The sequence below is a fragment of the Streptomyces sp. NPDC019937 genome (genome assembly GCF_040631655.1).
GTDB lineage: Bacteria > Actinomycetota > Actinomycetes > Streptomycetales > Streptomycetaceae > Streptomyces.
The window spans coordinates 37,154-61,977 of the sequence record NZ_JBEYAL010000003.1; the positions used below are offsets into that span (position 1 = coordinate 37,154).

Consider the following 24,824-nt stretch of genomic DNA (forward strand, 5'->3'; position numbering starts at 1 on the left):
GCACCCCTGGGAGAAAGGGTGCCGCCCCGCCGTCGTCAGTGGACGGTATGACCGACCGGCGCGCGGGGCGCCGAAGCCGATCAGAAGTCCATGTCACCGCCCGGCATGCCGCCCGGGGCGCCCGCCGGAGCGGCCTTCTCCGGCTTGTCGGCGATGACGGCCTCGGTGGTGAGGAACAGCGCGGCGATCGACGCGGCGTTCTGCAGCGCGGAGCGCGTGACCTTGGCCGGGTCGATGATGCCCTCGGCGATCAGGTCGATGTACTCGCCGGTCGCGGCGTTGAGGCCGTGGCCGGGGGTCAGGTTGCGCACCTTCTCCACCACGACGCCGCCCTCGAGGCCGGCGTTGACGGCGATCTGCTTCAGCGGGGCCTCCAGGGCCAGGCGCACGGCCTGGGCACCGGTGGCCTCGTCGCCCTCGAGCTCCAGCTTCTCGAAGACCGAGACGGTCTGCAGCAGGGCCACGCCACCACCGGCGACGATGCCCTCCTCGACGGCGGCCTTGGCGTTGCGCACCGCGTCCTCGATGCGGTGCTTGCGCTCCTTCAGCTCGACCTCGGTCGCGGCACCGGCCTTGATGACGGCCACGCCGCCGGCCAGCTTCGCCAGGCGCTCCTGGAGCTTCTCGCGGTCGTAGTCCGAGTCGGAGGACTCGATCTCGGCGCGGATCTGGTTGACGCGGCCCTGCACCTGGTCGGTGTCGCCGGCGCCGTCCACGATGGTGGTCTCGTCCTTGGTGACGGTGACCTTGCGGGCGCGGCCGAGCAGGTCGATGCCCGCGTTCTCCAGCTTGAGGCCGACCTCCTCGGAGATGACGGTGCCACCGGTGAGGATGGCGATGTCACCGAGCATGGCCTTGCGGCGGTCACCGAAGCCCGGGGCCTTGACGGCGACGGACTTGAAGGTGCCACGGATCTTGTTGACGACCAGGGTCGCCAGCGCCTCGCCCTCGATGTCCTCGGCGATGATCAGCAGCGGCTTGCCGGACTGCATGACCTTCTCGAGCAGCGGGAGGAGGTCCTTCACGCTGGTGATCTTCGAGTTGACGATCAGGATGTACGGGTCGTCGAGCGACGCCTCCATACGCTCCATGTCCGTCGCGAAGTACGGGGAGATGTAGCCCTTGTCGAAGCGCATGCCCTCGGTGAGCTCGAGCTCGAGCCCGAAGGTCTGCGACTCCTCGACGGTGATGACGCCTTCCTTGCCGACCTTGTCCATGGCCTCGGCGATGAGCTCGCCGATCTGGGTGTCGGCGGCGGAGATGGAGGCGGTGGAGGCGATCTGCTCCTTGGTCTCCACGTCCTTGGCCTGCTCGAGCAGCTGGGCGGAGACGGCCTCGACGGCCTTCTCGATGCCGCGCTTGAGGGCCATCGGGTTGGCGCCCGCGGCAACGTTCCGCAGACCCTCCTTGACCAGCGCCTGGGCGAGGACGGTCGCGGTCGTCGTGCCGTCACCGGCGACGTCGTCCGTCTTCTTCGCGACCTCCTTGACCAGCTCGGCGCCGATCTTCTCGTACGCGTCCTCGAGTTCGATCTCCTTGGCGATGGACACACCATCGTTGGTGATCGTGGGGGCGCCCCACTTCTTCTCGAGGACGACGTTACGGCCCTTGGGGCCGAGGGTGACCTTGACGGCGTCGGCGAGCTGGTTCATCCCGCGCTCGAGGCCGCGCCGCGCCTCCTCGTCGAACGCGATGATCTTGGCCATGTGAAGTGGTCCTCCCAAGACGGGGTGGATTGCTCCGGACCGCGCCTGGCGCCCGCGACGGACGGCCTGCCTACCGTGCGGTTCCTTGCCCCGCGCGGCGTCGGCGAGCCTCACCGACCCGATCCTTCTGTCACTCTCACCTTCAGAGTGCTAACGCAATAATTAGCACTCGCCCCATGAGAGTGCAAGCGCCCGACGGGCGTCAAGGGAGCCACGGGAGAGCCCGGGGGCCGGACTCCCGCGGACATGCCAGAGGGCCCGCCCCCTCGCGGGGTACGGGCCCTCCGGCATTTCAGTCAGCTGCCTCGCGTTCGGCGCGTCAGCCTACGGCCACGCGGACCATGTCCGCCTGCGGGCCCTTCTGGCCCTGCGAGATCTCGAACTCGACCCGCTGGCCTTCCTCGAGGGTGCGGTAACCGTCCATCTGGATCGCACTGTAGTGGACGAACACGTCCGCACCACCGTCGACCGCGATGAAGCCGTACCCCTTCTCCGCGTTGAACCACTTGACGGTGCCCTGAGCCATTCCTAACTCCCCTATTGCTGGCCCTTGCGCAGGACCGCACTCCGCGGACCCGGGTCAGACCTCACCCCCCGAGTCGAGGGGGGTGTGCGCCGGAACGCGTCGACCGCCGCTGAATGTATCCGTCCCAACGCCCTCTGCAACAGGTCAATTGGACGAGAATTCTGGGCACGGCCGATCGGTAATAAGTGGAGAATTCTTGTGAAGTTCGGGCAAACCCGGCGGGACATAGGGTACCAACCCGACAAATCGCGCACACAGTTTGCGCACAAGTTGACGAGTTCTCATATGCGGTTCCGGCGCCGGGGCCGATGGGGAAGCCCGCGCCCCTTGGTCGGGGCGGGGCAACTCTATCGCGATTCCACACGCGGAATCGCCCCGTCCGTTTCTTCCCGGACGGGGCGATTTCCAGAGGTGAGAGGGGTGATGGGGCGTCAGCAGCCACCCGCGACGGCGGGGATGATCGACACCCCGGCGCCGTCCGGCGTGGCCGTGCCCAGGCCCTCGGCGAACCGCACGTCGTCGTCGTTGACGTAGACGTTCACGAAGCGGCGCAGCTTGCCGGTGTCGTCCAGGACGCGGGCGGAGATGCCCGCGTGGTTCTTCTCCAGGTCCGCCAGGACCTCGGCGAGGGTCGCGCCCTCGGCGCTGACCTCGGCCTGGCCGCCGGTGTAGGTACGCAGGATGGTCGGGATTCGGACGTTGACGCTCATGCGAGGCCAGCCTCTCGGAACGAGTCAAGGGTGGGTCGGATGATGGCGGAGGGGCCCGTGGTGGGGGCCACCGCGTCGAGGGTCTTGAGGCCGTCGCCGGTGTTCAGGACGACGGTCGTCAGGGACGGGTCGAGCAGTCCGTCCTCGATCAGCTTCCTGGTCACGCCGACGGTCACACCGCCCGCGGTCTCCGCGAAGATCCCCTCGGTGCGGGCGAGCAGCTTGATCGCGTCGACCACCTGCTCGTCGGTGACGTCCTCCACCGCCCCGCCGGTGCGGCGCGCGATGTCCAGGACGTACGGGCCGTCCGCCGGGTTGCCGATGGCCAGCGACTTGGCGATGGTGTTCGGCTTCTGCGGGCGCACCACGTCGTGGCCCGCCTTGAAGGCGGTGGAGACCGGGGAGCAGCCCTCGGCCTGGGCGCCGAAGATCTTGTACGGCTTGTCCTCGACCAGACCGAGCGCGATCAGCTCCTTGAGCCCCTTGTCGATCTTGGTGAGCTGGGAGCCGGAGGCGATCGGGATGACGATCTGGTCCGGCAGCCGCCAGCCGAGCTGCTCGCAGATCTCGTACGCCAGGGTCTTGGAGCCCTCGCCGTAGTACGGCCGCAGGTTGACGTTGACGAAGCCCCAGCCCTCGCCCACCGGGTCGCCGATCAGCTCGCTGCAGAAGCGGTTGACGTCGTCGTACGTGCCCTCGATGCCGACCAGGTCACCGCCGTAGACGGCGGCCATGACGACCTTGCCCGCCTCCAGGTCGTGCGGGATGAAGACGCACGAGCGGAAGCCGGAACGGGCGGCCGCGGCGCCCACCGCGCCGGCCAGGTTGCCGGTGGAGGAGCAGGACAGGGTGGTGAAGCCGAAGGTGCGGGCCGCCTGGACGGCGATGGCGACGACCCGGTCCTTGAAGGAGTGGGTCGGGTTGCCGGAGTCGTCCTTGACGTGCAGCTCACCGGTGATGCCCAGCTCACGGGCGAGCCGGTCGGCCTTGACGAGCTGGGTGAAGCCCGGGCTCAGGCTGGGGAGCGTGGCCACGTCGGCGGGGACGGGCAGCAGCGGCGCGTAGCGCCAGATGTTGTCGGGACCGGCCTCGATCTGCCGCCGCAGCCCCTCGGGGTCGCCGCTCGGAAGGTCGTACGCGACCTCCAGCGGCCCGAAACACGACGCGCACGCGAAGATGGGACCGAGGTCGAAGCGCTCACCGCACTCGCGGCAGGACAGGGCGACGGCGGGACCGAAGGCGGCGGAAGCGGAGGACGCCGGGGAATCAGCGGCGGCGGAGTTGGTTGAGCTTTCTACGGATTGCACAGCCATGGAGGCGAGGCCCTTTCTCCTCATCTTCCTCGGGACGCATTTCGCCACGAGACGGAATTGGCACCTTCCCGAGCTGGGAGCCTCGCCGCAGTGAACGAGACCAGCTGGAGGGTTGCCGGGGCTTCAACGGGCCGTTCCCTCTGCCCCTCTGGATGAGCGGTATGGCCGCCGGGCCGGACCCGGGGCGTTTGTCCGCACGGTGCCCCCGACATACGAAGGTCATGTGCGCTGTTCAAGACTGTAACCGACGGCCCGGAGGGTTGAGCCAGCCGTCCGAACCGCGAGATGGATCACAACGATCACGGCAAGCGATCACAGCAGGGAGACGAAACAGGTGCTGGATGAGGTGGAGCGCTGGCTGGAGCACCGCTCCTGGTCGGCCGACGACCGTCCGCTGGACCACCTGCTGGCCGCGAAGCGCCACACGGCGACCAGCGTCAGCGTGGTGCTGCCCGCGCTGAACGAGGAGGCGACCGTCGGCGAGATCGTCGCCGCGATCCGCCGCGAGCTGATGACCGAGGACATGCCGCTCGTCGACGAGCTGCTGGTGCTGGACTCCGGCTCCACGGACCGCACCGCCGAGGTCGCCGCCGCGGCCGGGGCGACCGTGGTGCACCGCGACACGCTGCTGCCCCGGCTGCCCGCGCTGCCCGGCAAGGGCGAGGTGCTGTGGCGTTCGCTGCTGGCGACCAGCGGCGACATCGTCTGCTTCATCGACGCCGACCTGCGCGAATTCGACGCCCGCTTCGTCTCCGGGATCGTCGGGCCACTGCTCACCGACCCCGGGGTGCAGCTGGTCAAGGGCATGTACGACCGTCCGCTGCGCGACACCGCCGGCCAGGGCGGACGGGTCACCGAGCTGGTCGCCCGGCCGCTGCTGAACCTGCACTGGCCGCGGCTGGCCGGGTTCGTCCAGCCGCTGGGCGGCGAGTACGCGGCCCGGCGCTCGCTGCTGGAGCGGCTGCCGTTCCCCGTCGGGTACGGGGTCGAGCTGGGCCTGCTCGTCGACGCGCTGCACACGGTCGGGCTCGACGCCCTCGCCCAGGTCGACATCGGCGTGCGCAAGCACCGCCACCAGGACGGCAAGGCGCTCGGCAGGATGGCCGCCGCGATCTACCGCACCGCCCAGCTGCGGCTGGCCCGCGGCCATCTGGTGCGGCCGCGGCTGACGCAGTTCGAGCGCGGCGAGAACGGCTTCGAGCCGCGCACGACGGCGGTCGACACGGAGGAGCGGCCGCCGATGGTCGAGATCCCGGAGTACGCGGAGCGCGGGCGGCACAGCGTCGCGTAACGCTCAGGGGCACAAGAAGGCGCCGTAACCTCCCGGGCAGAAGAAACCGCACGAACACCTCCCCCGGACGCACAGCCCGACGCGGGCGCCGTAACCCTCCCGGGCAGAAGAAACCGTACGTACGTTTGCGCACGGTGCCCGATGGCTAGGCTCGCGACATGGCCGTTGAACGCAGCGCACCGATCCTCGTCGCGTCCAACCGCGGCCCGGTCTCGTACGCGCTGGACCAGGACGGTTCGCTCGTCCCCAAGCGCGGGGGCGGCGGGCTGGTCTCCGGGCTGAGCGCGATCGGGCCCGACGCCGGTGCCGTATGGGTGTGCGCCGCCCTCGGCGACGGCGACCGCGAGGCGGCGCGCCGCGCCGGGGCCGGGCACCTCGACCCGGACCACACCGGCGGGCAGCAGGTGCGGATGCTCGACATCGCGCCGGACGTGTTCGCCGCGGCGTACAACGGCGTCGCGAACTCGGTGCTGTGGTTCGTCCACCACCTGCTCTACCAGACCCCCGTCGAGCCGGTCTTCGACGCGGAGTTCCGCGCCCAGTGGGCGGCGTACGAGACGTACAACGCGGCGTTCGCCGACGCGCTCGCCCAGGAGGCGGCCGAGGGCGCGGTCGTGCTGGTGCAGGACTACCACTTGGCGCTGGTCCCCGGGCTGCTGCGGGCGCGCCGCCCCGATCTGCGGATCGGCCACTTCTCGCACACGCCCTGGGCACCCCCGGACTACTACCGGCTGCTGCCGGACGATGTCGCGGCGGGCGTGCTGCGCGGCATCCTCGGCGGCGACCGCGCCGCCTTCCTCACCGGGCGCTGGGCCGCCGCGTTCGCCGACTGCTGTGCGGCGGTGCTGGGCGCGGAGGTCGTCCGGGGGACGGACGGCTCCGCGACCGCCGTGCGCTTCGAGGGCCGGGAGACCCGGCTCGGGGTGCACGGCCTCGGCGCCGACGCGGACTTCCTGCGGGAGCGGTCGCGGGCGGCCGATGTCGACGAGCGGCTGGCGGCGCTGCGCGAGCAGATCGGCCCCGGCCGGAAGACGATCGTCCGGGTGGATCGCACGGAGCTGTCGAAGAACATCGTGCGCGGGCTGCTGGCCTACCGCCGCCTGCTGGAGACCCGCCCCGAGTGGCGCGAGCGCGTCGTCCACGTTGCCTTCGCCTATCCGTCCCGCCAGGACCTCGCCGTCTACCGCGACTACACCGAGCGGGTGCGGGTGCTCGCCGAGGAGATCAACGCGGAGTACGGGACGGAGGGCTGGCAGCCGGTCGCGCTCCATGTGAAGGACGACTTCGCCCGCTCCCTGGCCGCCTACCGGCTGGCCGACGTGGCGCTCGTCAACCCGATCCGGGACGGGATGAACCTGGTCGCCAAGGAGGTGCCGGTCGTCTCCGAGCGGGGCTGCGCGCTGGTGCTGTCGCGGGAGGCGGGGGCGTACGAGGAGCTGGGCGCGGACGCGGTCGTGGTGAACCCGTACGACGTGGAGGGCACGGCGCGGGCGCTGGACGAGGCGCTGCGGACGCCGGAGGACGAGCGGGCGGACCGCACCAAGCACCTGGCCGCAGCGGCGACGGCGCTGCCGCCCCGCGACTGGTTCCTGGCGCAGCTGCGAGCGCTGCAAGAGGGGTAAGGCCCGGGGGCCCTCAGCCGATCGCCCCGGCCAGCGCCTCCAGCAGGGCCACCACCCCGGCCGGGCCGTCGACCACCACGTCCGCGCGCTCGGCCAGCTCGGTCACCTCCGTGCTGCCGCTGCACACCAGCAGCCCCGGCACCCCTTCCTTCCGCAGCCGCTCCACGGCGGCGAACGCGGCCAGGTCGCCGAGGTCGTCGCCCGCGTAGAGCACCGCGCCCGCGGACGTCTCGCGGACGTACTCCCGCAGCGCGACGCCCTTGTCCATGCCCGGCGGGCGCAGTTCCAGGACGAGCCGGCCCGGTTCGACGATCAGGCCGTGGCGCTCGGCCAGCGCGTGCAGCGGGGCGCGGAGCTGGTCGAATGCGGCCTGGGGGTCCTCGGTGCGGCGGGTGTGGACGGCGACGGCACGGCCCTTGTCCTCGGTCCAGGTGCCCTGCCAGGCACCGTTCGCCTCCAGCACGCCCGGCAGTTCGGACCGGACGGCGGCGATGCCCGGGTGGGGTTCGGGGGCGCGGACGGTACGGCTGGACGCGTCCCAGCGCTCGGCGCCGTAGAGGCCGAGGACGACGAGGTTGGCCGGGGCGCCGCTGTCCGCGAAGCCGCCGTAGCGCACGGCGACCTCGGCCGGGCGGCCGGTGATCACCGCGAGGGAGCGCAGTCGGGGGCCGAGCGCGGAGAGGGCCGGGACGGCGCCGGGGTGGGCGCGGGCCTGGTCGGGGTCGGGCACGATGTCGGCGAGGGTGCCGTCGAAGTCGACACCGACGACGGCCCGGTCGGGCCGGTCCAGGAGGGCGGCAAGGCCCTCGCGGCCGGCGGCGGTGACGGGTACGGGAAGGGGGTGGCTGCCCATGCGGCGACCCTACCCGCCCCCGTCCACCGGCATCCGTAGCGGCGACCGGCGTCGGCCACCCGGGGACACCGATATGAGCGACCCTCAGCGGCGTTCGCGCCGCTCGTCGCGCAGGCGGCGCAGCCGGTTGACCGTCACCGGGTCGTGCTCCAGCGCGCGCGGGTCGTCCAGCAGGGCGTTGAGCAGCTGGTAGTAGCGGGTCGGGGTGATGCCGAGCCGTTCCCGTATGGCCCGCTCCTTGGCGCCAGGCCCCGGCCAGCCGCCGCGCTCCACGGCGAGCACGGCCAGGTCCTGTTCGGAGAGTTCCTCGGCGGTCACGGCTTGGCCGTCTCCATGGCGTCCGCCGCGCGCTGGATCTCGCCCAGGACGCTCGCCGGGTCGCCGCCGCTGTCCACCGTCGAGCCGATCTTCTCCTTGATCATCTTGCTGATGGTCGCCCAGGAGGTCTTGTCCGCCGGGTAGAACTGGGCCCGGTCCATCTGGTCGAGGAAGCGCCACAGCTTCTTGTGCTCCTTCTCGTGGCGCATCGTCGCGGAGACGGACGTGGTGACCGGCAGCAGGTCGTACTGGTCGGCGAAGTCCAGTACGTTCTTGTCCTGGTAGAGGAAGTCGAGGAAGTCGCCGATCTGCTTGCGCTTGCCGTTCGCCTTGAAGGCCATCAGCCAGTCGGCGACGCCCATCGTCGAGGACGACTTGCCGTTGCGGCCGGGCAGCGGGGCGGTAGCGTAGTCGATGTCGTGGCCGGACGCCTGCTGCATGAGGGTGGGGTGGCCGTTGAGCATGCCGACCTCGCCGCGGGTGAAGGCGTCGAAGACGTCCTGGCGGTTGGTGCGGCCCGGGGAGCGCGGCCCGGTCAGGCCCTCGCCGACCAGCTCGTCCCGCAGCCATTCGAACGTCTCGATGTTGGCGGTGGAGTCGATGGTGTAGCTGCCGTTGGAGTCGGTGTAGCCGCCCCCGCCGCCGAGCATCCACATCAGGGTCTCGGCCTGCGACTCCTCGGGGCCGAGCGGAAGCCCGTACGGGATCTTCACCCCGGCCGACTTGAGCTGCCGCGCCGCGTCCTTCAACTCCGCCCAGCTGGTGGGGGCGGAGGATATGCCCGCGTTGTCGAACAGCTTCTTGTTGTAGAAGAGCAGCCGGGCGCTGGAGACGAAGGGCAGCCCGTACTGCACCCGGCTGACCTCGCCCGCCTGGGCGATCGAGGTGATGAAGGAGGCCTGGGTGGGGATGGAGAGCATCTGGTCGGCGCGGTAGAGCTTGCCCGCGGCGGCGTAGTCGGCGTACGCGCCGATCTGCGCGATGTCCGGGCTGTCACCGTCCTTGACCATGTCGGCGACCTTCTTGTCGACTTCGGTCCAGCTGTAGACCTTGGCGTCGACCGTGATGCCGCTGTTCTTGGCCTCGAAGGCCCGGGCCAGCTTGTCCCAGTACTTCTGGGAGGTGTTCTCGGCGTTGTCGCCGTAGTCCGCCGCGATCACCTTCAGGACGTTCCCGTCCGATCCGGAGCTGTCACTGCCGCACGCCGACAGCGTGGGCAACGCCACCGCCGTCGCGGCCCCAGCCGTCGTCAGACTCAAGAACCGTCGCCGCTGCACTGCCTTTTCCCACCCTATGGCTTGATTCATCCTCCGCGGGTGCTTCTCGCGAAGGTCGAGCGAGTCTGCCTTGCAAACCTCCACAAGGTCTACACCATGGGCGTATCGCTTCGGTATCGGACCTCTCCTTACCAGGTCAGACGTATCGCACACCCCGACGTGTGATGTGTCACGTCGTCACAACTCGCTTACCCGCACGCGAGAACCTCCCGGCGAGTGGACTAGACCTCTCATGGTGGATCGCGGGAGACTGTCCCCGTGAAACACGTCATCGCCCTCGATGTGGGCGGCACCGGCATGAAGGCCGCCCTGGTCGGGGCGGACCGCACACTCCTGCACGAGGCTAGGCGGCCCACCGGGCGGGAGCACGGGCCCGAGGCCGTCGTCGCCGCGATCCTCGACTTCGCCGCCGAGCTGCGCGCCATCGGCGAGCGGCGGTTCGGCGAACCCGCCGCGGCCGCCGGGATCGGCGTGCCCGGCCTGCTGGACCACGACCGCGGCGTCGCCGTCTTCGCCACCAACCTCGGCTGGCGCGACGTACCGCTGCGCGCGCTGCTGTCCGAGCGGCTGAGCGGCGTCCCGGTCGCCCTCGGGCACGACGTACGGACCGGCGGCCTGGCCGAGGGGCGGCTGGGGGCGGGCCGGGGCGCCGACCGGTTCCTGTTCGTGTCGGTGGGCACCGGGATCGCGGGCGCCATCGGCATCGAGGGCCGCCTCGAACCGGGGGCCCACGGCGACTCCGGCGAGATCGGCCACATCGTCGTACGGCCCGGCGGGGCCCCGTGCGCCTGCGGCCAGTCCGGCTGCCTGGAGACGCTGGCCTCGGCCGCCGCGGTGGGCCGCGCCTGGGCGGCGGCCGGCGGCGGGCCCGGCGCGGACGCGGCCGACTGCGCCAAGGCCGTCGAGTCCGGCGACCCGCGGGCGGCAGTGGTGTGGCACGAGGCGACCGGCGCCCTCGCCGACGGCCTGGTGACCGCCCTCACCCTGCTGGACCCCGAGCTGCTGATCATCGGCGGCGGGCTCGCCGAGGCCGGGGAGACGCTGCTCACCCCGCTGCGCGCGGCGGTCGAGGAGCGGATCACCTTCCAGAAGCTCCCCCGCGTCGTCCCCGCGGCCCTCGGTGACGCCGCCGGCTGCCTGGGCGCGGGACTGCTCGCCTGGGATCTCATCGCCACGCCGTCGCCGCACCCCGAGCAGACGTCACAGACCGAGCAGACGTCACAGACCGAGCAGACGTCACACCCGGAACAGACGTCACACCCCGAGCAGTCCTCCACGTCCCCCTCTCCCCACGCGCGGTCCGCGCAGTCCACGGAGGTATCCGGCTGATGGTCCAGCGAACGGTTCTCACAGGCGCCCGGGTGGTGCTGCCGACCGGCGTGGTCACCGACGGACGGCTGACGGTCGAGGGCACCCGCATCGCCGGGACGGCCGCCGGGGCGCCGGCGGACGCGGGCGACGCCGTACGGGATCTGTCCGGCTGCTGGATCGTCCCCGGCTTCGTCGACCTGCACCTCCACGGCGGCGGCGGCGCCTCGTTCTCCACGGGCACCGCCGAGGAGGCGCTGACCGTCATCCGGACCCACCGCGCGCACGGCACCACCACGATGCTCGCCTCCACCGTCACCGGCGACCTCGACGACCTCGCCCGGCAGGCCGCGGTGCTCTCCGAGCTGGCCGAGGAGGGCGAGCTGGCGGGCATCCACTTCGAGGGCCCGTTCATCTCCCCGCACCGCTGCGGCGCCCACCAGCCGTCGCTGCTGCGCGACCCCGACCCGGCGGACGTGCGCAAGCTCCTCGACGCGGCGCGCGGCACCGCGCGCATGATGACGCTCGCGCCCGAGCTGCCGGGCGGTCTTGAGTCCGTGGCGCTGCTGGCCGACAGCGGCGTCCTGGCGGCAGTCGGCCACACCGACTCGACGTACGAGGCGACCCGGGACGCCGTGGAGGCGGGCGCGACCGTGGCGACCCACCTGTTCAACGCCATGCCGTCGCTGCTGCACCGCGAGCCAGGACCGGTGGCCGCGCTGCTGGAGGACGAGCGGATCACCGTCGAGCTGATCAACGACGGGACGCATCTGCACCCCGCCGTGCTCCAGCTGGCCTTCCGGCGCGCGGGCGCGGACCGGGTCGCCTTCATCACCGACGCGATGAGCGCGGCGGGCATGAGCGACGGCAGCTACGCGCTCGGTCCGATGGAGGTCGAGGTCGAGAACGGCGTGGCGCGGATCAGCGACGGCCCCACGGCCGGGTCCATCGCGGGCTCCACCCTCACCCTCGACCACGCCTTCCGGCGGGCCGTCACGGTCGACGGGCTCGGCGTGGACGAGGCGGTCCGGGCGCTGTCCACGACCCCCGCGAGGGTGCTGGGCCTCGAGGACCGGGTGGGGGCGCTGGAGGCGGGCAAGGACGCGGACCTCGTCGTCCTCGACGCCGACTTCCACCTGCGGGGCGTCATGCGGCGCGGCACCTGGGTGGTCGACCCGGGCTAGGGGTGTCTTGTGGATCAGGCCCGGCATGATCCACAGGGCACCCCCTGGACCCGCCGTTCCCGCTCGCTGGTGCCCCGTCGACCCCGAATTGGCCGATTCCGCGCCATGATTGGGCGTCCCGGTCACCCCAAAAGGGTGGGCCGGGCGCCGCGCCTTTGGCATGATCGCTCACGCGCGGGGCGCCGCTCGGCACCCGGCCACACGCTTCAGCACAGGAATCTCCGTCCGGCGGGGGGACGGGAAGGGAGATGCCGGGTGATCCTGACGGTCACGCTCAACACCGCCCTCGACATCACCTACCGGGTGCCTCGGCTGCGTCCCCACGCCAGCCACCGCGTGACCGAGGTCACCGAGCGGCCCGGCGGCAAGGGCATCAACGTCGCGCGCGTCCTCGCCGCCCTCGGCCACCACACCGCCGTCACCGGATTCGCCGGAGGGGTGACCGGCACGGTGGTCCGTGAGCTGCTGGCCGCGGAGCCCGAAGCGGATCCGGACGCGGGCACCGGCGGCGGGCGGATCACCGACGCGCTGGTGCCGATCGCCGGTACCACCCGGCGCACCCTCGGCGTCGTCGACACCACGTCGGGCGACACCACCCAGCTCAACGAGGCCGGACCGGCCGTCACCGCCGCCGAATGGGCCGCCTTCATGGACGCCTACGCCCGGCTGCTGCCCGAGGCCTCGGCGGTCGCCCTGTGCGGCAGCCTCCCGCCCGGCGTGCCCGTAGGTACGTACGCCCAGCTCATCCGCGAGGCCCGGGCCGCGGGCGTCCCCACCCTGCTGGACACCAGCGGCGAACCGCTGCGCCGCGGCGTCGCCGCCCGCCCGGACATCGTCAAACCCAACGCCGAGGAGCTGGCCGGGCTCACCGGCTCCACCGAGCCGCTGCGCGCCGCGCGCGACGCCCGGCGGCGCGGCGCGCGCGCCGTGGCCGCCTCGCTCGGCGCGGACGGGCTGCTCGCGATCACCGCCCAGGGCGCCTGGCGGGCGGCCCCGCCGGAGCGCCTGACGGGCAATCCGACGGGCGCCGGGGACGCGGCGGTGGCGGGGCTGCTGTCCGGGCTGGTGGACGAGGTGCCCTGGCCCGAGCGGATCGCCCGCGCGGTGGCCCTGTCGGCGGCGGCCGTACGGGCACCGGCGGCGGGCGAGTTCGACCGGGCGCTCTACGCGGAGCTGCTGGACCGGATCGAGGTCACCGAGCACCCGACGGCGGCCTGAGGCGGCGGGACGGACCCGCCGCCGGGTCTGCCTCAGCCCTGGCTGAGCCCTGCCTCAGTCCCTCTTCAGCCACATCTGGTCGAGGTTGACGTCACACTTGTCGCCCTCGCCGCACGACAGGGTGATCGTGTTGCTGCCCTGGCTGAGCTGCACGATGGACCACGAGTACGTCCAGCCCTTCTCGTAGTCGCCCTTGGGCGCGTTGGAGAAGTTCTTCATGCTGATCGGCCGGTCCGACTTCTTGCCGTTGACCGTCAGCGACAGGCTCTGGTCCTCGCCGGGCACGCCGTAGCGCACGTACAGCTTGTACGCCTTGGCCCGGTCGACGTCCACGTTCCAGGTCGCCGAGGAGCCCGGGCTGTTGAGGCCGCCGACGTAGGTGCCGCCCTTGCCCTTGGCGCCCTTGACGTCGCTCGCCGGGGCGGCGCCGCCGCCGAGCTGCATGCTGGCCGCGTCCTCCTTGGGCAGCTTCCCGGCGGGCTTCTTGGAGGACTCCGGCTTGCCGCTGGGCTCGACGCTGGACGCCGCCGTGGGCTTCCCGCCCGCCTGGTCGCCCTGGTCCTTCTTGTCGTCACCATTGGTGAGCATCGCGACGCCGATGCCGACGACGACCACCGCCACCACGGCGACGGCGCCGATCAGCAGCCCCCGGTTGTTGGGGCCCCGGCCGCCACCGCCACCGCGCGGGGCGGCGGACTGGCGGGGGCCGTTGCCGCCGGGCAGCGTCTCGGGGGCGGCGTAGTGGGCGTTCTGCTGGCCGTACCCCTGCTGACCGTAGCCCTGCTGACCCTGCTGACCGTAACCCTGCGGCTGCTGGTTCGGGATCTGCTGGCCGTAGTTGCGCTCGCCGACCGCGCGGACGTGGTTGTACGAGGTGCGGGGCACCCCCGGCTGCTGCTGCCGACCGGCCGGGCCCGGGTAGCCGTACCCACCGGTACGGGCGGAACCCGGCTGACCCGACTGGCCACCCTGTCCGCCCTGATCGCCCTCCGAGCGGTACAGATAGGCGAACGGGTCGTCGTTCTCCGGTGTGTCCGAGCCGTTGTTGCCGGCCGTCATCCCTGGTCACTCCCCTATGCATATGGCCATCGGCGCTCAGGTGTGCGTACGCGCCACGACAGCTCATATCAGGGCCGACAGGGCCTCAACAGGGCGTGGGCTATCCGGATGGCCAATATTCATGATCGGTTCACTGTCGGCGGCAGGGCCGCATCGACGCAGCGTACCTCGATCGGAGCGGGCCGGGCTCCCGCCCGTCCCGGACGCGCCCCGCACGGACCTCACCCGGCCCGTCTGCGCTCCTTCGAACGGGCCCGCTTCTCGACGTACATGCGCTGGTCGGCGGAGTGCAGAACCTCCTCGGCCGACATGCCGCAGCCCGCCCAGCCGATCCCGAAACTGGCCCCCACGCGCACGGCACGGCCGTCGACCCGGATGGGCGGCAGGATCGCGTTGCGCAGCCGGACGGCCAGGTCCTGGGCGTCCGCCCGGCCGAGGCCGTCGGCGAGGACGACGAACTCGTCACCGCCGAGCCGGGCGACGGTGTCGCCGTCCCGCACCCCGCTGGTGAGCCGGCGGGCGACCTCGATGAGGACCGCGTCACCCGCGTGGTGACCGAACCGGTCGTTGATCGACTTGAAGCCGTCGAGGTCGCAGAAGAGGACCGCGAGCCCCTTGTGGCCGTCGTCGACGTCGTCGTCCTCATGGGGCGCGAAGGTGTGCACATGGTGGTCGAACTGGACGCCGCCCGCGGCGAGCGGGGGCCGGGAGCCGAAGCTCTCGTACTGGTCGAAGCCGCGCGGGAAGCCGTCGGCGGCGGACGCCGCCCCCTCACCGCCGTCCGCGGGTCGCGGCCCGTCGGCGAACTCCGCCCGGCCCCCCGGCGGCGGATGGGCGCACAGCCTGCTGCCGAGGCGGGCGCGCAGCTCGGCGCTGTTGGGCAGGCCGGTCAGCGAGTCATGGCTGGCGCGGTGGGCGAGGGCCAGCTCATGGCGCTTGCGCTCCTCGATGTCCTCGACGTGGGTGAGCAGGAAGCGCGGGCCGTCGGCGGCGTCGGCGACCACCGAGTTGCGCAGCGACACCCAGACGTACGTGCCGTCGCGGCGGGCGAGCCGCAGCTCGGAGCGGCCGCCCTCGTGGGAGGTGCGCAGCAGGGTGCCGATGTCCTCGGGGTGGACGAGGTCGGCGAAGGAGTAGCGGCGCATCGCCGAGGCGGGGCGGCCCAGCAGGCGGCAGAGGGCGTCGTTGGTGCGCAGCAGATGGCCGTTCTGGTCGCCGCCCATCTCGGCGATGGCCATGCCGCTGGGCGCGTATTCGAACGCCTGCCGGAAGGATTCCTCACTGGCCCGGAGGGCCTGCTGCTCGCGCTCCAGGCGCAGCAGGGCGCGCTGCATGTTGCCGCGCAGCCGGGCGTTGCCGATCGCGATGGCGGCGTGGAAGGCGTACATCTGCAGCGCCTCGCGCCCCCATGCGCCGGGGCGGCGCCCGTTGCGCGGCTTGTCGACGGAGAGGACCCCGATCAGCTCGCCGCCGGAGGCGCCCGCCGCGTGCAGGGGGGCGAACAGGCGGTCCCTGGAGTGCCACTCGTCGGCGAAGCGGGGCTCGGGGCCGGTGGTGTGCCACTGCGGCACGTCGTCGTCGTCGAGGACCCAGCCCTCGGTGTGCGGGATGAAGCGCAGATCGCCCCAGCGGTCGCCCATCGACAGCCGGCGGTCCCAGGAGGCGCGGGAGCCGACCCGCCCGGCCATCAGCGCCTCGGCGCCCGCGCTGCCGCCCACGGCGGCGACCACGAGGTCACCGTCCGGACGGACCAGATTGACGGCCGACAGCTCGTAGCCGAGCCCGGCTATGACGCCGTCGGCGACGGTCTGCACGGTGTCGGCGAGGCTGCGCGCGGTGTTCAGGTCGGCGACCACCTGATGCAGCTGCCGCAGGGTCGCAAGGCGGATATAGGGCTCCGACTCGGCCTCCATCGCTCGCACTCCCCCGAGACCTCGACAGCAACTCCTGGCTTCCTTTGTCGTCCGATTGCCAACGGCCACTGAATCACAGCGAGCTGCCCACCCGGTACACAGGGTCAACAATTACCGGCTGCTGTGACTCATGTCACAGACCGTGTTCGCGCCCCGTCAGAACCGCATGGGAGCGCTCCTCTTTTTTCTGAAAGCAAATTCCGCAAGCGGGCCGCCTACGGCCGCAGACCTACGTCCGGACTGGTCCGGCGGCCCGATGCGGAGGGCGGCCGGACCTGACTAGCGTGGAGAACGTGTTCCAGACGACGCCTTCCGCCCCCGCCCCCGCCCCGACCCCGGCCGGGCCCGCCGTCCCGCATGCTGGTGGGGTGAGTGAGGACGACTTCCGCGCCGCCCTGTCGCGACTCGCGGCGGGCGTGGTGCTGGTGACGGCGCACGACCCGGAAGAGGGGCCGAGCGGTGAGGACGTCGGCATGACGGCCACCGCGTTCATGTCGGTGTCACTTGACCCGCCGCTCGCGATGGTGAGCGTTCGCAACGGCTCCCGGCTGGACGAGCTGCTCGAACGACAGCCGCTCTGGGCGGTGTCGGTCCTGTCGGAGAGTCAGCGGACCACAGCGGGACGATTCGCCATGAAGGGGCGCATCAGCGACAGGCTGTTGTTCGCGGACATGGCCGTGACGCGCGGCGCGGAGTCCGGCGCTCCGCTGGTGTCCGGGGCGCTGGCGACGATCGAGTGCCGCACCGAGCAGCGGGTGCCGGCCGGGGACCACACCCTGGTGATCGGCCGGGTGCTGGCGGCGGCGACGCCGAGCACGGAGGGCGGCCCGCTGACGTACTTCCGCGGCCGCTACCGCACCCTCGAATAGCCGCTGCCGCGCTCTGGGGCTACCGCGCCCTCGCGCTACGACGCCCTCGCGCCTTCGCCTCCTCGAACAGGGGGAACCGTCCCCGTCCCCTCAGTCCCAGCCGCGTCCCGAGCGACCGCGCTTGGTGTCGCTCCGCTTCTTCTTCTCCCGCAGCCGGCGCTCGTTGATGCCGCGCGGGATCCGGGTCGGGCGGCGCGGCTTGGGCGGCGGCGCGCTCGCCTCCGCGAGCAGCGAGGCGAGCCGGACGGCGGCCGTCTCGCGGTTGCGCCACTGGGAACGGTGCTCGGACGCCCGTACGGTGAGCACCCCGTCGGCCAGCCGCCCGGCCAGCCGCCGCAGCGCGCGCTCCTTCCATACGGGCGGCAGCGCGTCGGTGGCGGCCAGGTCGAAGCGCAGCTCGACGGAGGTGTCACTGGTGTTGACGTGCTGTCCGCCGGGCCCGGACGACCGGGAGAAACGCCACATCAGCTCGGCCTCCGGCAGGGAGACCGCACCACGGATGACATAGGGCCCGGACATGGCTCCATGGTCACCCGCCGACCCCCGCGCCGTCATCCCGTTTTGGCGGAGCGCGGGACGGGGCCCACGGACCCCCATCAGAGTTTGGCAAAGAAAGTAAAGGTATCTGGAACCTGCCGGTGCCCTGATGGCGTTGTGGAGGGTGACGGCGGCTTCGCCCGGAGCCTTGAGGACGAAGCCCGCCGACTCGAACCATCGAGACCACGAAAGGGACTCCCCATGGCTGTAAGCCTGTCCAAGGGCGGCAACGTCTCGCTCACCAAGGAGGCACCGGGCCTGACCGCCGTCACGGTCGGCCTCGGCTGGGACGTCCGCACCACCACGGGCACCGATTTCGACCTGGACGCGAGCGCCATCGCCGTGAACGCGAACGGCAAGGTCTACTCCGACCAGCACTTCGTGTTCTTCAACAACAAGGCCACCCCGGACCAGACCATCGTCCACACCGGTGACAACGTCACCGGTCAGGGCGAGGGCGACGACGAGCAGATCAACGTCAACCTGGCGGGTCTGCCCGCCGACATCGACAAGATCGTCTTCCCGGTCTCGATCTACGACGCCGAGTCCCGCAGCCAGAACTTCGGCCAGGTGCGGAACGCGTTCATCCGCATCGTCAACCAGGCCGGCGGCACCGAGATCGCCCGCTACGACCTGAGCGAGGACGCCGCCACCGAGACCGCCATGGTCTTCGGCGAGCTGTACCGCAACGGCGCCGAGTGGAAGTTCCGCGCCGTCGGCCAGGGCTACGCCTCGGGCCTGGTCGGCATCGCGCAGGACTTCGGCGTCAACGTCTGAGGTTCCCAGCGCGCAGGGTTCCCAGCGTTCCCAGCGCTTCACGCGGCGAGGGCCGCCCCCACCCCAGGGGGCGGCCCTCGCCGTATTTGCGGACACGTACGCATCAACCGGGCATTGCCACGCCATGCCTGACTGACCGAAATTTGCCCTGCTTGAATAACGAACGGTCAAATTCTTGTTACGCACCTGTCAGAACAGATCGTTCGATGACAATCTCTGCTCGGCTCGCCGCGCGTCGCTCCTGACTCCGCGGTAGCCCTGGTTTGCATTTGGCACCTCACGCACCACTCCTGCTCGACCGGGCAGTCCACCCACGGCTGTCCGCACCCCCTACGCAGGGCCGCGATCCCGCGGCCCCTCAGCAAGGAGACCGAGTGAGACCTCACGCTTCCTCCCCCCGCAAGCAGGCCATCCGCGCGGCAGCGTTCGTCGCCTCCGCCGCCATGGTCGTCATCGGCGTCCAGACCGGCTCGGCCACCGCCCAGCCGGACAACTCCCGCGAGGCAGGCGCGACCGCGCTGCAGCTGTCCCCCGCGGAGCGCACCGCCTCCATCAAGGCGGCGCAGGCCGATGCCTCCGCCCAGGCCGACCACCTGGGGCTCGGGGCCAAGGAGAAGCTCCTCGTCCGCGACGTCATCAAGGACGCCGACGGCACCGTGCACACCCGCTACGAGCGCACCTACGACGGGCTGCCCGTCCTCGGCGGCGACCTGGTCGTCCACGAGAAGCCCAGTGGCGCGCGCACCGTCACCAAGGCGACCAGCGCGACGATAACCGTGCCCGGCACGGACGCCGCGGTGTCCGCCTCCGCCGCCTCCAAGGCGGCGCTGAAGGCCGCGACCGCGTCCGACTCCGGCGAGAAGGCCAAGGCGCCGCGCAAGGTGGTCTGGGCCGAGTCGGGCAAGCCCGTCCTCGCCTGGGAGACCGTCGTCACCGGCACCCAGAAGGACGGCACGCCCAGCGAGCTGCACGTCATCACCGACGCCGCCACCGGCAAGAAGCTGGCCGAGAACGAGGCCGTCGAGACCGGCACCGGAACCAGCAAGTACAGCGGCACGGTCACCCTCGGCACCACCAAGAGCGGTTCCACGTACAGCCTCACCGACTCCACCCGCGGCAACCACAAGACCTACGACCTCAACCAGGGGTCGTCGGGCACCGGCACGCTCTACACCGACGCCGATGACGTCTGGGGCGGCGGCCGCCAGACCGCCGGGGTGGACGCGCACTACGGCGCGGCCGAGACCTGGGACTTCTACAAGAACGTCCTGGGCCGCAACGGCATCAAGAACAACGGCGTGGGCTCGTACTCCCGCGTCCACTATGGCAACAGCTATGTGAACGCCTTCTGGCAGGACTCCTGCTTCTGCATGACCTACGGCGACGGCTCCGGCAACTCCAACCCGCTCACCTCGATGGACGTGGCGGGCCACGAGATGTCCCACGGCGTCACCGCCGCCACCGCCAACCTCAACTACAGCGGCGAGTCCGGCGGCCTCAACGAGGCCACCTCGGACATCATGGCCACCGCGGTGGAGTTCTACTCGGGCAACTCCTCCGACCCCGGTGACTACCTCATCGGCGAGAAGATCAACATCAACGGTGACGGCACCCCGCTGCGCTACCAGGACAAGCCGAGCAAGGACGGCGCGTCCAAGGACTACTGGTCCTCGACGCTCGGCAACGTCGACGTCCACTACTCCTCCGGGCCCGCCAACCACTTCTTCTACCTGCTGTCCGAGGGCAGCGGCGCGAAGACCATCAACGGCGTGAGCTACAACAGCCCGACGTACGACGGCTCGACGATCACCGGCATCGGCCGGGACAAGGCCATCAAGATCTGGTACAAGGCCCTGACCACGTACCTGACCTCCACCAGCAAGTACGCGCAGGCCCGCACCGCCACCCTCAACGCCGCGCGCGACCTCTACGGGGCGAGCAGCACCGAGTACAACACGGTGGCCGCCGCCTGGACCGCGATCAACGTGAAGTGATGTACGACGCGAAGTAAGCGGAACGGGCCGCACCGGTGATTCCGGTGCGGCCCGATGCGCGTCTCATGCGGTCGCCCTGAGTTCCTGTCGTAGCCGCTGATCGGCCCTTACGCTGCTTCCATGACTCAACACGTACGCGGCGTGGTGGCCCCCGGCAAAGGCGAACGGGTCCGCATCGAGACGATCGTGGTGCCGGACCCCGGCCCCGGCGAGGCGGTGGTGAAGGTCCAGGCGTGCGGCGTCTGCCACACCGATCTGCACTACCGGGAAGGCGGCATCAACGACGACTTCCCGTTCCTCCTCGGGCACGAGGCGGCGGGCGTCGTGGAGTCCGTCGGCGACGGCGTCACCGAGGTGGCCCCCGGCGACTACGTCATCCTCAACTGGCGTGCGGTGTGCGGCCAGTGCCGGGCCTGCCGCCGCGGCCGCCCCTGGTACTGCTTCGCCACCCACAACGCGTCCCAGCCCATGACGCTCACCGACGGCACCGCCCTGACCCCCGCCCTCGGCATCGGCGCGTTCGCCGAGAAGACGCTCGTCGCGGCGGGCCAGTGCACCAAGGTCGACCCCGCCGCCTCCCCGGCCGCCGCCGGGCTGCTCGGCTGCGGAGTGATGGCCGGCATCGGCGCCGCCATCAACACCGGCAACGTCGGGCGCGGCGACGCGGTCGCGGTCATCGGCTGCGGCGGAGTCGGCGGCGCCGCGATCGCCGGGTCCCGGCTCGCCGGCGCCGCGAAGATCATCGCGGTGGACGTGGACGACCGGAAGCTGGAGCAGGCCCGCTCCCTCGGCGCCACCCACACCATCAACGGCAAGACCGCCGACGTCGTCGAGGCCGTCCGCGAACTGACCGACGGCAACGGCGCGGACGTGGTGATCGAGGCCGTCGGCCGCCCCGAGACGTACCAGCAGGCGTTCTACGCCCGCGACCTGGCCGGGACCGTCGTCCTGGTCGGCGTGCCCACCCCGGAGATGAAGCTGGAACTGCCGCTGATCGACGTCTTCGGACGCGGCGGCGCCCTCAAGTCCTCCTGGTACGGGGACTGCCTGCCCTCCCGCGACTTCCCCCTGCTGATCGACCTCTACCAGCAGGGACGGCTCGACCTGGACGCCTTCGTCAGCGAGACCATCGGGCTCGACGACATCGAGGCGGCGTTCGACAAGATGCACCGAGGCGACGTCCTGCGCTCGGTGGTGATGCTCTGATGATCCCTGGTGGTGACTCCGCGATGACCCCTCCGCCCGTACGCATCGACCATCTGGTCACCTCCGGCACCTTCTCGCTGGACGGCGGCACCTGGGACGTCGACAACAACGTCTGGCTCATCGGCGACGACCACGAGGTGTACGTCATCGACGCCGCCCACGACGCGGACGCGATCGTCGAGGCCATCGGCGACCGCCGGCTGCTCGGCGTCATCTGTACGCACGGCCACGACGACCACATCGACGCGGCCCCGGACGTCGCCGACCGCACCGGCGCCCCGATCCTGCTGCACCCGGACGACGAGGTGCTGTGGCGGATGCGCCACCCCGACCGCGCCCCGGACAAGCCGCTGGCCGACGGCGACGTGCTCACCGTCGGCGGTGCGCAGCTGCGCGTCCTGCACACCCCCGGCCACTCCCCCGGCGCGGTCTGCCTGCACGCCCCCGCCCTGACCACCGTGTTCTCCGGGGACACCCTCTTCCAGGGCGGGCCGGGCGCCACCGGGCGCTCGTACTCCTCGTTCGACACGATCATCGAGTCCATCCGGGAGCGGCTGTTCGCCCTGCCGCCCCAGACCGTCGTCCGCACCGGGCACGGCGACCCGACCCTGATCGCGGACGAGGCGCCGCACCTGGAGGAGTGGATCGCGCGCGGCCACTGAGGCAACGAGACGACGTCGCCGAGGGCGCCCGGCCCCACCACCCGGGCGCCCCTGCCGCCGTAACGGCCAGGCCCCGCATGACACCATCAACCCCGTGATCGACCTGGGCTACTCCCTCTCCCGCCGCTTCCCGGACCCGCCGCAGACGGACTACCGGAGCGCGGACACCCACGCACTGCGCCACGACCTGTTCTGCGGCGACGTCTATCTCGCCGACACCGTGGCCGACCGCGAACTGTCCACAGCCTGGGGATGGGTTCCGGTGCTCGACTTCGCGTGGGCCCTGTGCGACATCGTGGAACGGCTGGACCGCGACCCGCGCGGCAGCCGGTCCGCCCGCCGCATCCACGAGGAGCTGGACTTCACCGAATCCGCCGACCGCATGCTCTTCGAGCGCCGCTTCGGCTGGGTGGACATCACCGCCGACTGGGTACCGCTCGAAGAGGCGCCGCTGACCTTCCAGCACTCCGCGCTGCGCCGCGAGGCCCGCGACTTCCTCCAGGACCTGATCGCCGACCTCGTCGACATGCACGAGGGGCTGGGCGACAACCCGGCGATCTGGGACCTTCAAGCCCGCTTCCCCCGCGTCTGAGCCCCCGCGCCCCTGCCCCACGAACCCCTTGACCTGAACCAAGGTTGAAGTCGGAGGCTGACGGCATGCCGCGCACCACCACCGCACGGTGCGCCTCAAGCCTCCGGGAGACACCATGCACGCCGTACGCCTGCACGCCTTCGGCCCCGCCGCGAACCTGACGTACGAGCGGACCGACGACCCCGAGCCCGGCCCCGGCCAGGTGCGCGTCGCGGTCGCCGCCGCCGGGGTGCATCTGCTGGACACCGCGCTGCGCGAGGGCCTGAACACCGCCGTCCACGCCGCCCCGGAGCTGCCCACCATCCCCGGCCGCGAGGTCGCGGGCACCGTGGACGCCCTGGGCGAGGGCACCGACCCGGCGTGGCTCGGCAGACGCGTCGTCGCCCACCTCGGCATGGTCCCCGGCGGCTACGCCGAACTGGCCGTCACGCATGCCGCCAAGCTGCACGCCATACCGGAAGCACTGGACGCGGCCCAGGCCGTCGCCATGATCGGTACCGGGCGCACGGCCATGGGCATCCTGCAGTTCGCCGAGCTGACGGCCGGCGACGTGGTCCTGGTGACCTCGGCGGCGGGCGGCGTCGGCCAGCTCCTGGTCCAGTACGCGAAGCACGCGGGCGCCACCGTCGTGGGGCTCGCGGGCGGCCCGGCGAAGCTGGCGCGCGTGCGCGAACTGGGCGCGGATCTCGCCGTGGACTACGACGACCCGGCCTGGCCGCGGCACGTACGCACCGCGCTCGGCACCGCGCTTGACGCGGACCGTCCCGCCACCGTCCTGTTCGACGGGGTGGGCGGCGAACCGGGCCGCGCGGCCGTGGACCTGCTCGCTCCCGGCGGCCGCCATCTCGTCTTCGGCTGGTCGTCGGGCGGCCCGCACGGCGGCGGACCGCTGGAGTTCACCGAGGCGGAACTGGCGGCGCGCGGCATCACCTCGCGGTCCGTCCTCGGCCCCCCGATGCTGGAGAAGGCGGGCGGTCCGGACCCCATGCGCACTCTGGAGGAGCGCTCGCTCGCGGAGGCGGCGGCCGGCCGCCTCGTACCCTCCGTACACCGCTTCCCCCTCGCCGAGGCGGCCGAGGCGCACCGCGCGCTGGAGACGCGGGCGACGATGGGGAAGGTGGTACTGATCCCCTGAGCCGAGCGGCTCACCGGGGCCCTACTTCGGCACGCTGGCCCCGACGTCGTCCAGCACCGCGTCCGTCACCAGCCCGGTGTCCTCCAGCACCGTCATGTGGTCCATCACGGTGTCGTTGGTCACCTGGGCCAGCCGCCGGATCAGATGGTTCTTGGTGGCGGCGCGGACCTCGCCGATGGTGATGAAGATCTTCCCGTGCGAGGCGCGCAGCAGATCCACGAAGAGCTGGTCGAACTTCTCGCCGTCGGCGGCCTTCAACTGCTCGACCCATTCCTGCTGTTCGGCCGAGGCCTCGTCCGGTATGGGCGACGACAGCGCCTTCGCGTCCTCCCGCACCAGCTGGTCGAGCTTGCTGTGCCCGTCGAGCAGATGCGTCCCGGCCCGCTTGATCGCCTCGCTCGACGCCTGGGTCTGCGCCATCCGCCCGGCCGGGATCTCCCACAGCCCGGCCTGCCGGACCTTGACCAGGAACGTTTTGTCCAGCTCGCTCATCGGCCCGGAGTTGGCGGCCTCCGCCCCCGACGCGGCGGCCGCCCCGGCCCCGGCCCCACCGTGCGCGGACGGCATGCCGCTGTCCGTCACCGACTGGCTCCCCCCGTCATCCGCCTGGGAGACCCAGATCCCCGCCCCCGCGACCACCGCCGCCAGGGCGACACCGCCGGCCATCATGCGGCTGCGGTTCGATGCTGCGCGGCTGCCACGCCCGTGAGTCGTCATCGTGCCTCCTGGTGGGGGGTGCTGGAGTACGCGAAAC

General features: G+C 71.6%; 23 protein-coding genes and 1 riboswitch. Of the genes, 12 read left to right on the forward strand and 11 right to left on the reverse strand.

Going from position 1 to position 24,824, the window contains the following annotated elements; translation table 11 throughout:
- Positions 1 to 80: 80 nt before the first annotated feature.
- The 4 genes from groL to thrC form a co-directional block, all read right to left on the reverse strand.
- Complete coding sequence (groL, locus tag ABZ562_RS03365; protein ID WP_179935138.1) at positions 81 to 1,706, reverse strand: chaperonin GroEL; 1,626 nt, start codon at positions 1,704 to 1,706, stop codon at positions 81 to 83.
- Between the two features lie 319 nt (positions 1,707 to 2,025).
- The gene (locus ABZ562_RS03370) at positions 2,026 to 2,232 is read right to left on the reverse strand and encodes a cold-shock protein (RefSeq protein ID WP_009716982.1); all 207 of its coding nucleotides are present in this window, start codon (positions 2,230 to 2,232) and stop codon (positions 2,026 to 2,028) included.
- Between the two features lie 431 nt (positions 2,233 to 2,663).
- Positions 2,664 to 2,942, reverse strand: coding sequence for a MoaD/ThiS family protein (locus ABZ562_RS03375; RefSeq protein ID WP_009716981.1), 279 nt, complete (start codon positions 2,940 to 2,942; stop codon positions 2,664 to 2,666).
- The gene (gene thrC, locus ABZ562_RS03380; RefSeq protein ID WP_361473368.1) at positions 2,939 to 4,255 is read right to left on the reverse strand and encodes a threonine synthase; all 1,317 of its coding nucleotides are present in this window, start codon (positions 4,253 to 4,255) and stop codon (positions 2,939 to 2,941) included. Before thrC ends, ABZ562_RS03375 begins: the two co-directional genes overlap by 4 nt.
- A gap of 17 nt (positions 4,256 to 4,272) precedes the next feature.
- Positions 4,273 to 4,414, reverse strand: a riboswitch (SAM riboswitch).
- Positions 4,415 to 4,589: 175 nt separating this feature from the next.
- Here thrC and ABZ562_RS03385 point away from each other — a divergent pair.
- On the forward strand, positions 4,590 to 5,546 hold the full coding sequence (locus ABZ562_RS03385) for a glucosyl-3-phosphoglycerate synthase (protein WP_361473371.1): 957 nt from the start codon (positions 4,590 to 4,592) through the stop codon (positions 5,544 to 5,546).
- A gap of 158 nt (positions 5,547 to 5,704) precedes the next feature.
- On the forward strand, positions 5,705 to 7,168 hold the full coding sequence (locus tag ABZ562_RS03390; protein ID WP_361473374.1) for a trehalose-6-phosphate synthase: 1,464 nt from the start codon (positions 5,705 to 5,707) through the stop codon (positions 7,166 to 7,168).
- A 13-nt stretch (positions 7,169 to 7,181) separates the two neighbouring features.
- On the opposite strand, the gene otsB is transcribed toward ABZ562_RS03390, so the two are convergent.
- The 3 genes from otsB to ABZ562_RS03405 form a co-directional block, all read right to left on the reverse strand.
- A complete protein-coding gene (gene otsB / locus ABZ562_RS03395) occupies positions 7,182 to 8,021 on the reverse strand; it encodes a trehalose-phosphatase (protein ID WP_361473377.1) in 840 nt (279 codons plus the stop codon).
- 84 nt (positions 8,022 to 8,105) lie between these two features.
- A complete protein-coding gene (locus tag ABZ562_RS03400; RefSeq protein WP_055546588.1) occupies positions 8,106 to 8,339 on the reverse strand; it encodes a DUF3263 domain-containing protein in 234 nt (77 codons plus the stop codon).
- A complete protein-coding gene (locus ABZ562_RS03405; protein WP_361473380.1) occupies positions 8,336 to 9,616 on the reverse strand; it encodes an extracellular solute-binding protein in 1,281 nt (426 codons plus the stop codon). The genes ABZ562_RS03400 and ABZ562_RS03405 overlap by 4 nt, the downstream gene beginning before the upstream one ends.
- 258 nt (positions 9,617 to 9,874) lie before the next feature.
- On the opposite strand from ABZ562_RS03405, the gene ABZ562_RS03410 reads away from it, so the two are divergent.
- The 3 genes from ABZ562_RS03410 to ABZ562_RS03420 all read left to right on the forward strand — a co-directional run bounded on the left by ABZ562_RS03410 (position 9,875) and on the right by ABZ562_RS03420 (position 13,326).
- A complete protein-coding gene (locus ABZ562_RS03410) occupies positions 9,875 to 10,945 on the forward strand; it encodes an ROK family protein (protein WP_361473383.1) in 1,071 nt (356 codons plus the stop codon).
- Positions 10,945 to 12,108 (forward strand): N-acetylglucosamine-6-phosphate deacetylase, encoded by a 1,164-nt coding sequence (gene nagA / locus ABZ562_RS03415; RefSeq protein ID WP_361473386.1) that lies wholly within the window; start codon positions 10,945 to 10,947, stop codon positions 12,106 to 12,108. The genes ABZ562_RS03410 and nagA overlap by 1 nt, the downstream gene beginning before the upstream one ends.
- 255 nt (positions 12,109 to 12,363) lie before the next feature.
- Complete coding sequence (locus ABZ562_RS03420) at positions 12,364 to 13,326, forward strand: 1-phosphofructokinase family hexose kinase (RefSeq protein WP_361473388.1); 963 nt, start codon at positions 12,364 to 12,366, stop codon at positions 13,324 to 13,326.
- Positions 13,327 to 13,380: 54 nt separating this feature from the next.
- On the opposite strand, the gene ABZ562_RS03425 is transcribed toward ABZ562_RS03420, so the two are convergent.
- Both ABZ562_RS03425 and cdgB read right to left on the reverse strand, forming a co-directional pair.
- The gene (locus tag ABZ562_RS03425; RefSeq protein ID WP_361473391.1) at positions 13,381 to 14,385 is read right to left on the reverse strand and encodes a carbohydrate-binding protein; all 1,005 of its coding nucleotides are present in this window, start codon (positions 14,383 to 14,385) and stop codon (positions 13,381 to 13,383) included.
- Between the two features lie 221 nt (positions 14,386 to 14,606).
- The gene (gene cdgB, locus ABZ562_RS03430) at positions 14,607 to 16,298 is read right to left on the reverse strand and encodes a diguanylate cyclase CdgB (RefSeq protein WP_361473394.1); all 1,692 of its coding nucleotides are present in this window, start codon (positions 16,296 to 16,298) and stop codon (positions 14,607 to 14,609) included.
- Positions 16,299 to 16,591: 293 nt separating this feature from the next.
- Here cdgB and ABZ562_RS03435 point away from each other — a divergent pair, with 293 nt between their 5' ends.
- The gene (locus ABZ562_RS03435) at positions 16,592 to 17,167 is read left to right on the forward strand and encodes a flavin reductase family protein (RefSeq protein WP_361473397.1); all 576 of its coding nucleotides are present in this window, start codon (positions 16,592 to 16,594) and stop codon (positions 17,165 to 17,167) included.
- Between the two features lie 90 nt (positions 17,168 to 17,257).
- Here ABZ562_RS03435 and arfB read toward each other — a convergent pair whose 3' ends face one another.
- Positions 17,258 to 17,686: an alternative ribosome rescue aminoacyl-tRNA hydrolase ArfB gene (gene arfB, locus ABZ562_RS03440; RefSeq protein WP_055546576.1), complete on the reverse strand. Its 429-nt coding sequence runs from the start codon at positions 17,684 to 17,686 to the stop codon at positions 17,258 to 17,260.
- A 219-nt stretch (positions 17,687 to 17,905) separates the two neighbouring features.
- On the opposite strand from arfB, the gene ABZ562_RS03445 reads away from it, so the two are divergent.
- The 6 genes from ABZ562_RS03445 (at position 17,906) to ABZ562_RS03470 (ending at position 24,070) form a co-directional block, all read left to right on the forward strand.
- Positions 17,906 to 18,481 carry a TerD family protein gene (locus tag ABZ562_RS03445; RefSeq protein WP_361473401.1) on the forward strand — a complete coding sequence of 192 codons (576 nt, stop codon included), beginning with the start codon at positions 17,906 to 17,908 and terminating at the stop codon, positions 18,479 to 18,481.
- A gap of 374 nt (positions 18,482 to 18,855) precedes the next feature.
- Positions 18,856 to 20,475, forward strand: a complete 1,620-nt coding sequence (locus ABZ562_RS03450) for a M4 family metallopeptidase (RefSeq protein WP_361473404.1) — start codon at positions 18,856 to 18,858, stop codon at positions 20,473 to 20,475.
- A 120-nt stretch (positions 20,476 to 20,595) separates the two neighbouring features.
- Positions 20,596 to 21,681, forward strand: a complete 1,086-nt coding sequence (locus tag ABZ562_RS03455) for an S-(hydroxymethyl)mycothiol dehydrogenase (protein WP_055546570.1) — start codon at positions 20,596 to 20,598, stop codon at positions 21,679 to 21,681.
- A gap of 23 nt (positions 21,682 to 21,704) precedes the next feature.
- Entirely contained in the window at positions 21,705 to 22,343 is a 639-nt protein-coding gene (locus ABZ562_RS03460; protein WP_361473407.1) for an MBL fold metallo-hydrolase, read from the forward strand.
- Positions 22,344 to 22,437: 94 nt separating this feature from the next.
- Entirely contained in the window at positions 22,438 to 22,935 is a 498-nt protein-coding gene (locus ABZ562_RS03465) for a hypothetical protein (protein ID WP_361473410.1), read from the forward strand.
- A gap of 115 nt (positions 22,936 to 23,050) precedes the next feature.
- Complete coding sequence (locus ABZ562_RS03470) at positions 23,051 to 24,070, forward strand: zinc-binding dehydrogenase (RefSeq protein ID WP_361473413.1); 1,020 nt, start codon at positions 23,051 to 23,053, stop codon at positions 24,068 to 24,070.
- A 21-nt stretch (positions 24,071 to 24,091) separates the two neighbouring features.
- On the opposite strand, the gene ABZ562_RS03475 is transcribed toward ABZ562_RS03470, so the two are convergent.
- A complete protein-coding gene (locus tag ABZ562_RS03475) occupies positions 24,092 to 24,787 on the reverse strand; it encodes a DUF4142 domain-containing protein (protein ID WP_361473416.1) in 696 nt (231 codons plus the stop codon).
- Between the last annotated feature and the right edge of the window lie 37 nt (positions 24,788 to 24,824).

Coding starts and splice junctions, on each gene's coding strand:
- groL (WP_179935138.1), bottom strand. CDS start 1,706: ATGGCCAAGATCATCGCGTTCGACGAGGAGGCGCGGCGCGGCCTCGAG.
- ABZ562_RS03370 (WP_009716982.1), bottom strand. CDS start 2,232: ATGGCTCAGGGCACCGTCAAGTGGTTCAACGCGGAGAAGGGGTACGGC.
- ABZ562_RS03375 (WP_009716981.1), bottom strand. CDS start 2,942: ATGAGCGTCAACGTCCGAATCCCGACCATCCTGCGTACCTACACCGGC.
- thrC (WP_361473368.1), bottom strand. CDS start 4,255: ATGGCTGTGCAATCCGTAGAAAGCTCAACCAACTCCGCCGCCGCTGAT.
- ABZ562_RS03390 (WP_361473374.1), top strand. CDS start 5,705: ATGGCCGTTGAACGCAGCGCACCGATCCTCGTCGCGTCCAACCGCGGC.
- otsB (WP_361473377.1), bottom strand. CDS start 8,021: ATGGGCAGCCACCCCCTTCCCGTACCCGTCACCGCCGCCGGCCGCGAG.
- nagA (WP_361473386.1), top strand. CDS start 10,945: ATGGTCCAGCGAACGGTTCTCACAGGCGCCCGGGTGGTGCTGCCGACC.
- ABZ562_RS03425 (WP_361473391.1), bottom strand. CDS start 14,385: ATGACGGCCGGCAACAACGGCTCGGACACACCGGAGAACGACGACCCG.
- cdgB (WP_361473394.1), bottom strand. CDS start 16,298: ATGGAGGCCGAGTCGGAGCCCTATATCCGCCTTGCGACCCTGCGGCAG.
- arfB (WP_055546576.1), bottom strand. CDS start 17,686: ATGTCCGGGCCCTATGTCATCCGTGGTGCGGTCTCCCTGCCGGAGGCC.
- ABZ562_RS03445 (WP_361473401.1), top strand. CDS start 17,906: ATGGCTGTAAGCCTGTCCAAGGGCGGCAACGTCTCGCTCACCAAGGAG.
- ABZ562_RS03455 (WP_055546570.1), top strand. CDS start 20,596: ATGACTCAACACGTACGCGGCGTGGTGGCCCCCGGCAAAGGCGAACGG.
- ABZ562_RS03460 (WP_361473407.1), top strand. CDS start 21,705: ATGACCCCTCCGCCCGTACGCATCGACCATCTGGTCACCTCCGGCACC.
- ABZ562_RS03470 (WP_361473413.1), top strand. CDS start 23,051: ATGCACGCCGTACGCCTGCACGCCTTCGGCCCCGCCGCGAACCTGACG.
- ABZ562_RS03475 (WP_361473416.1), bottom strand. CDS start 24,787: ATGACGACTCACGGGCGTGGCAGCCGCGCAGCATCGAACCGCAGCCGC.